4 protein-coding genes are annotated in these 6,372 nt (G+C 71.1%); 1 reads left to right on the plus strand and 3 read right to left on the minus strand.

The window, feature by feature from the left end:
* The 3 genes from FNH04_RS39275 to FNH04_RS39285 form a co-directional block, all read right to left on the minus strand.
* The coding region (locus tag FNH04_RS39275; protein ID WP_194236962.1) for an AfsR/SARP family transcriptional regulator at positions 1–889 on the minus strand (889 nt) is incomplete at its 3' end.
* A 451-nt stretch (positions 890–1,340) separates the two neighbouring features.
* Positions 1,341–2,870: a serine hydrolase domain-containing protein gene (locus FNH04_RS39280; RefSeq protein WP_322725166.1), complete on the minus strand. Its 1,530-nt coding sequence runs from the start codon at positions 2,868–2,870 to the stop codon at positions 1,341–1,343.
* Positions 2,863–4,731, minus strand: a complete 1,869-nt coding sequence (locus FNH04_RS39285) for an alpha/beta fold hydrolase (RefSeq protein WP_194236963.1) — start codon at positions 4,729–4,731, stop codon at positions 2,863–2,865. The genes FNH04_RS39280 and FNH04_RS39285 overlap by 8 nt, the downstream gene beginning before the upstream one ends.
* A gap of 906 nt (positions 4,732–5,637) precedes the next feature.
* Between FNH04_RS39285 and FNH04_RS48225 the strand changes: the two genes are divergently transcribed.
* Entirely contained in the window at positions 5,638–5,808 is a 171-nt protein-coding gene (locus FNH04_RS48225) for a hypothetical protein (RefSeq protein WP_228031877.1), read from the plus strand.
* Positions 5,809–6,372: the final 564 nt, after the last annotated feature.

Genomic DNA, 6,372 nt, shown 5'->3' on the forward strand with positions numbered 1-6,372 from the left:
GGCCCACCAGGGTCACCAGCCGCCCCGCGACCAGCAGTTCCCCCACCCGGGCCAGTTCCTCCTCCCGGCCGACAAAGCTGCTCACCCGCGCGGGCAAGCCCGTCCCGGCGGCCTTGCGCATGGCACGGGGCCGTACTTCGGAACGCACCTCTCCGCGCAGGACCGTCAGGTGAATGCCCGTCAACTCGGGCGAGGGGTCGGCCCCCAGTTCCTCGGCCAGCAGACGCCGTACGTCCTCGAACACCGCGAGTGCCTCGGCCTGACGGCCCGCCCCGGCCAGGGCCCGCATCAGCTGCCCCCGCAGCCGCTCCCGTAACGGATGGTCGGCCACCGCCTCCCGCAACTCCGCCACCAGCGCCGCATGCCGCCCCAGCGCCAGCTCGGCCTCAGCCAGGTCCTCCACCGCGCCGACGCGCTGCTCCGCCAGCCTGACCGCCTGCGCGGCGGCGAACGGCGCGTCCGCGACATCGGCGAACGCGGGTCCCTGCCACAACCCGACCGCCTCGCGCAGCAAGGCCGCCGCGTGGTCGTACTCACCCGCCTCCAGGGACCGGCGCCCCTCTCGTACGAGCCGCGTGAAGCGATGCACGTCCACCTGTTCCGGATCGGCCGCCAGCAGGTACCCGGCCGAATGCATCTCGATCGGCACCGTCACCCCCGCCGCCCGCAGTCCCCGGCGCAGCCGCGACACCTGCGACTGGAGGGCGTTCACGGCACCGTCGGGCGGCTCCTGGCCGTACAGGCCGTCGATCAGTTGCTCCGTGCCGACCACCCGCCCCGCGTTCAGTGCCAGCAGGGCGAGGAGTGAACGCGGCCGCGGCCCACCGATGTTCACCACCGCCCCCTCGCCCGACCGCACCTGAAGTGGTCCCAGCAGGCTTATCCACATGGACCGATTGTCGCGCACCCGTCCCGCCGCACCTCGGAATACGTCCCTGGGCAACGGGGTTTTCGGGCTGGGCGCTGCTGATCCGCTTCCCACCCGACCGCGCCGCCGTGGAGGCCCAGACAGTGGAGACGGCGGAGATGGCGGAGACGGCGCTGGGTCGCTGCTGCCGGCACGCGCGAGGGCCCGGGATCGCCCCGCTCCACCTCGGGTAAGGCGCAGAGGGGCGTCGGTCGGTCCGTTTGCCGGCTACGGCTTCCGGGCGGGTCCGTCCTGCTCGGCGATGACCTGTCTGTCCGCGTGGGGCACTGGATCCCGGTGGTGTCGCCCAGTGCCCCGATGCCTCCAGCGGTCCTGTGGGGCTGCGCTGAAGGCACCGCGGGGGTTTCGTTCCACTGGTGCGGTGCGGTGCGGTGTCAGCGTGGACGGAGTCCATGTCCGAGCCTGGAGCCGTCTACTCCTGGTGGCGGTGCAGCCGTCCGTGGTTGCGCCACCAGGCCACCTTCCCGTCGGGTCCGCGCACGAAGTCGGAACGCGTGCCGATCGGCTTCCCTTCGGGGTCGAGGTCCAGTCCGAAGTCCCTTCGGTAGAGGGCGACACCGAGTTCGCCGGTCTGGCCCTGGGTCGTCTGGGTACCGCGCAGCCTGCCGTCGTGCCGGTGGAGCTCGATGACGGTGTCCTCCACGGCGCCCTCATCGTCGATCCGCTGTGCCATGTACCGGCCCTCGTAGGGTGCCGGTTCCTGGCCGCTCATCGCCGTGCTCGTGGCCGGCAGGTTGGTCACCCCGGCGAACCGGCTCAGGGCCCAGTCGTCGGTGAACAGCTCGTCCCTGAGCTGCTTCCCGCCTTCTGAGTTGGTCAGCAGGGTCAGCGCGAAGCCGCGGCGGGGAACCATCAGGAAGCCCGAGATCTGGCCCGGCCAGGTTCCGCCGTGCTGCACGATCCGCGGTCCCTGCGCCGTCGGCCGGAGCATCCAGGTGACTCCCATGCCGTCGAGCTCGACGACCAGCGTGCCGCCGGGGCCGGGCTGTGAGCGCATCTGGACCAGCGAGGTCCTGCTCAGCAGTCGCGTGCCGTCGGGGGCCGTGCCGTTGCCGAGGTGGAAGCGGGCCCAGCGCAGTTGGTCGCGCGCGCTGGAGATCAGGCCGCCGGTCGGCGCGAGGCTGCGTGGCTGGGGCCACAACGACGGCTCCAGCACGGGGCTGCCGTCGACGACGTTGTGTGAGGCCGCGATGGTGAAACCCACGATCTCGTCGCTGAAGAAGCGGCTGTGGTCCAGCCCGAGCGGATCGATGACCAGACCGCGCACCGCCGCCTCGTAGGTTCTGCCGGTCACCACCTCGATGATCCTGCCGGCCACGCACAGTGCCGCGTTGTTGTAGGCGAACACCTCTCCGGGGGAGGTGAGTTGGGGCAGGCGGGCCATCGACGCCACGAAGTCGGCCAGCGCGTCGTCGCCAGGGCCGAAGTCCTGGTAGTCGTCGCCCAGCCACCCGGCACTGTGGTTGAGCAACTGCCGCACGGTGACCTGCGCCGACGCGGCCGGGTCGGCCACCGAGAAGCCGGGCAGGTAGCGGCGCACCGGGGCGTCCAACTCCACCTTGCCCTGCTCGACCAGCCGCATCAGCGTCGTGCCGGTGAAGGTCTTGGTGGTCGAGCCGACCCGGAAGACGGTGTCACCGTCGACCGGGACGGGGTTGTCCACATTGGTGACCCCGTACCCCTTGATGTACTCCTGGCCGTCCAGGAGCACGCCCACCGCCGCCCCGGGGATCGCGTAGGCCTTCATGCCCTCCTCGATCCTGTCGTCGAGCGCGCCGAACAGCGCGCTCGCCTCGCCGCCGGAAACACCGGATCGTGGGGACTCGGCCGACGCCACCGCTGGAGTCAGCCCAACGGTCGTGCAGCCCGCCGCGGCCGTCGCCCGCAGAAAGCCGCGGCGAGACCACTGCGCGGACGTGGCGGACGAGAGCGTTTCATCCACGGGTACCAACTCCCGCGGGGCCGATGGCGAACGGCTTGGGTTTCATCGCGGCCACGCATCCGGTGTCGGGGGTGTCGGGGTCGTCGTAGAAGGAGGTGATCACCTGTGCGCCGCACCGGTTCAAATACGCCCCGTGGGCGACACCGGGGAGGGTCACCACCGTGGAGTGGGACAGCGTCCCGGCAGCGTAACGGCCCCACTGGGCTCCGGTCTGGGCGTCGAAGCTTCCGGAGAGGGCCAGGGTCGGGATACTGCTCCGCGTGACCGCGCGTATGGAGGCGGGTGCCTTGGGGACGTCCCAGGCCTGGCAGCCCTGTCGCAGGAACGCCAACTGGGGCGGCTGGGCCAGGACCGAGTGGGGGAAGCCGGGAAAGGCACGCAGCCCGTGGGCCAGTTGTTCGCGCGGGGTCTCGTACGAAACCCATTCGCTGCACCACACACTCAGCGACAACCCATGAGCGAACACTCCTTCCGTGCCCGGCAGGCGGGTGGCCGCCCACTGCTCGGCGATGCGCTGGGGGCGGCCGTGGGCCAACTCATCGACGGCCGAAGGGAAGATGGCGGCCTCGTGACTGGCACGGACCATCCAGTTCAGCAGCGCCCCGCCGTCGAGCACCACCTTCACCGTCCCGACCTCCGGCACCGTCACGTTCGTGGTGACCGGACGGGCCTCCAGCTCACGCACCAGGCGGGTGAAGGTGGCACCGAGGTCCGGGTAACGCTGCCGGCAGGAGGGCTGGTCTGCGCAGGCGCTCAGGATGTTGTCCAACGCCTCCTTCACGCTGCTCCACGTCCACCCAGGCGTCGCCACGGACGGCGGTACGACACCGTCGAGGGACACGGAGCGGATTCCTTCCGGGAACATGCGCATGTAGGTGAGCGCCAGATCCGTCCCGTAGGAGTGCGAAAACACGTTCCACCGCTGGACCCCCAGTGCCCTGCGCAGATCCGCCACGTCCGCGGCGCTCTCCATGGTGTTGTAGGCGGCGAGATCGACCCCCTGGCCTGTCAGGCGCTCACGGCACTGGGCCGCCGCCTGGACATACCTGCGGCCCGTGGAGGGGGCGTCATAGCGCAGGTGGACGCGCTGCTGGTAAAAACGGTCGATCTCAGGACATGTCAGCGCCGGCGGGGACGAGAGCGTCCCGCGCTGGGACATGACGACCAGATCGCGGTCATGGTTCAGACCGGCCTCGGTGAGCAGCGGGATGTCCCCGATGGCGTCCGCGCCGGGCCCTCCGGCGAAGAACACGATCGGATCGGGGCGTGGTCTCGGCGACGTCGAGGGGACCATGGCCACGGCCAGGCGCAGCGTACGCCCATTCGGGTGGGCTCGGTTTTCCGGTACGACGAGGAACCCGCAACGGGCCTCCCTCAGTTCCTCGGACGTGGTCGGGCACGGAGCGGGCACGAACCGCGACGACGGCCGAGCCTGCGCCTTCGGGGGCTGGGGCAGGGCGAGCACGGTTCCGGGAAAGATCCAGTGGCCCCGGTCGCTGGAAGCGCGTCCGTGCCGGTGAGCCTCGTCCTCGATGGCCTCCCGGTTGAGGGTGTAGACGCCGTCCCACCGCAGAGCGTCGCCGAGGGTCTGCCGGGCGATGTCCCACAGCGTGTCCCCGGGGGCGACGGTGTGTGTGGCGGGCTTCGGGCTCACTGGCGTGGGCTCACCGGTCGTCTGCCCCGGCGACGGAGCAGCCTGTGGGCTGGTCCTGGGGCCGTCCTCCCGCGCCGCGGGCTCGGGGCGGGTGATGGCCGCGCCGGACGTGCCGCGGGCCGGGGCTGCGCACAGCACCGTCAGACTGGTCAGGCACATGGCGGCTGCGGCGGCTGTGCGGGCCGTGGGCCTGCTGCGTATGGGCATGTCGTCCCTTTCGGATCGGTAACCTGTGGCGACACGGCCGGCACGGACCGCACTCGTCACCACGCGGTTGGTGGTCGTCACACACCACGCTGCAAAGGCCACACGTGCACCGCACTCCGATAGGTCCAATGGGGTCATGCACGCACTCGCCGGGAAGCATCCGGTCGACGGCCGGCAGAAGACCGGAGCGCCACGAGTCCACCCCGTCCGGAGTCCGCCGGGGTCCCGGAACCTCCAGGCGAAGACGCCGGCACCGGCGTGTGCACCGAAACCCTCCACGCCGGGCGGGCCCTGGGCCCCCGCCCGGCGCAGCCCTGGACGCCCGCCCGGCGCGAGGATCCGCCACCCGGCCAGTCGGTACGACGTGGGGAACGTCCTCACCACCGACGGGGCATGCACTCGCCCCGCACACGGATGGCGTGGGCGGGCCGGCTGGTGCGGGTACGGTCAGGGGCTCCGTGAGGGGGACGAGCTCGACGTCGAGGCCGCTGCGCCGGCCGGCACCAGCCAGATGCCCCTGCGCACGTATCCGCCGGGGGAAGCCGCCGGCTACAAGGTCCTGGAGGAGTGGACAAGGCTGGGCTTGGGCTCGGCGATGGTTCCCCGCTCCAAAGCTCACCTCGCCCGACGTCCCGCACCGGCGGCTGCTGAACCAGGGCCGTGAGGTACAGATCTCCTTCGCATCGGTGTGGAGCGCCGACTCCTCGCTCGCTGCGGACCTTCTCCGCCTGGCCGACGGGCTCGCCGCCGCCCGCTGGCCAACTAGCTATACGCGCTGCTTATGCCCTGATTCAACGAGATCCTCTACCGGACCTCATCTGAAGTGCCTAACTTGGCTGGCACGTTGCGGTACACACCGCTCCGCTCATTCCCTGCCGATCGAGCAAGGCATAACCATGGCATATCGTGAGATCACACTGCGGGTGGACCCGGCCAACCGAGTCGCAAGCCGCCGACGTCCACGCCAAGTACAAGCAGCCGTTCCCGGACACCACCCCGGGCGCCATCAGCAAGCGGCTCCTCGTCCGCGACGAGGACGTCCAGGGTCTCGACCGTTCCAGACCGTGGCCGACGTGAAGGCGTACCCGGCGAGCGACCTGTTCACCCGCGATGCGGTCGGTGGCCTGTCCCCGCTGCTGATGGCCGCGCCCGAGGTACGGGTCTACGACACCGTCTGAAGTCTCTCAGCCCTCGGGCAGCGCTCCCCAAGTGCCACGGTCCCGGCACGCGTGACGGGCTCATGGCCCACGACCGCACCGGCCGCGGCCTGCGTTCTCACGGAATCCGAGCCGCTGCCTCGTGGCCGCCGCCGGCCGGGCCCCTGAAGTCTCAGCCGTCCGACGCCGCCGGTTGCCGACCATGCTGCGCGTGGGCATCGCTTGCCTCGGATTCCCGCCGTGAACATCTCCGCGGCCACGGCATCGGCACCGCCGAACAAGGCCTCGCATCCGGCCTGGTCAACGCCGGCCCCCCGCACCGGAGGCACCGTCGTCGGCTTCGCCAAGCGGTGACCACGCGCCATTCGAGCCCGGGCAACTCCAGCCCGGCCTCAAGCCCGCCCTGCCCACCATCGCCGGACCGACGCTGCTGGGCGCCCTGATCGCCTGCCACGCCTGGCGGAGAGGGCTGCCCGCACCTGCC

The sequence above is a fragment of the Streptomyces phyllanthi genome, from assembly GCF_009377205.1.
GTDB lineage: Bacteria > Actinomycetota > Actinomycetes > Streptomycetales > Streptomycetaceae > Streptomyces > Streptomyces phyllanthi.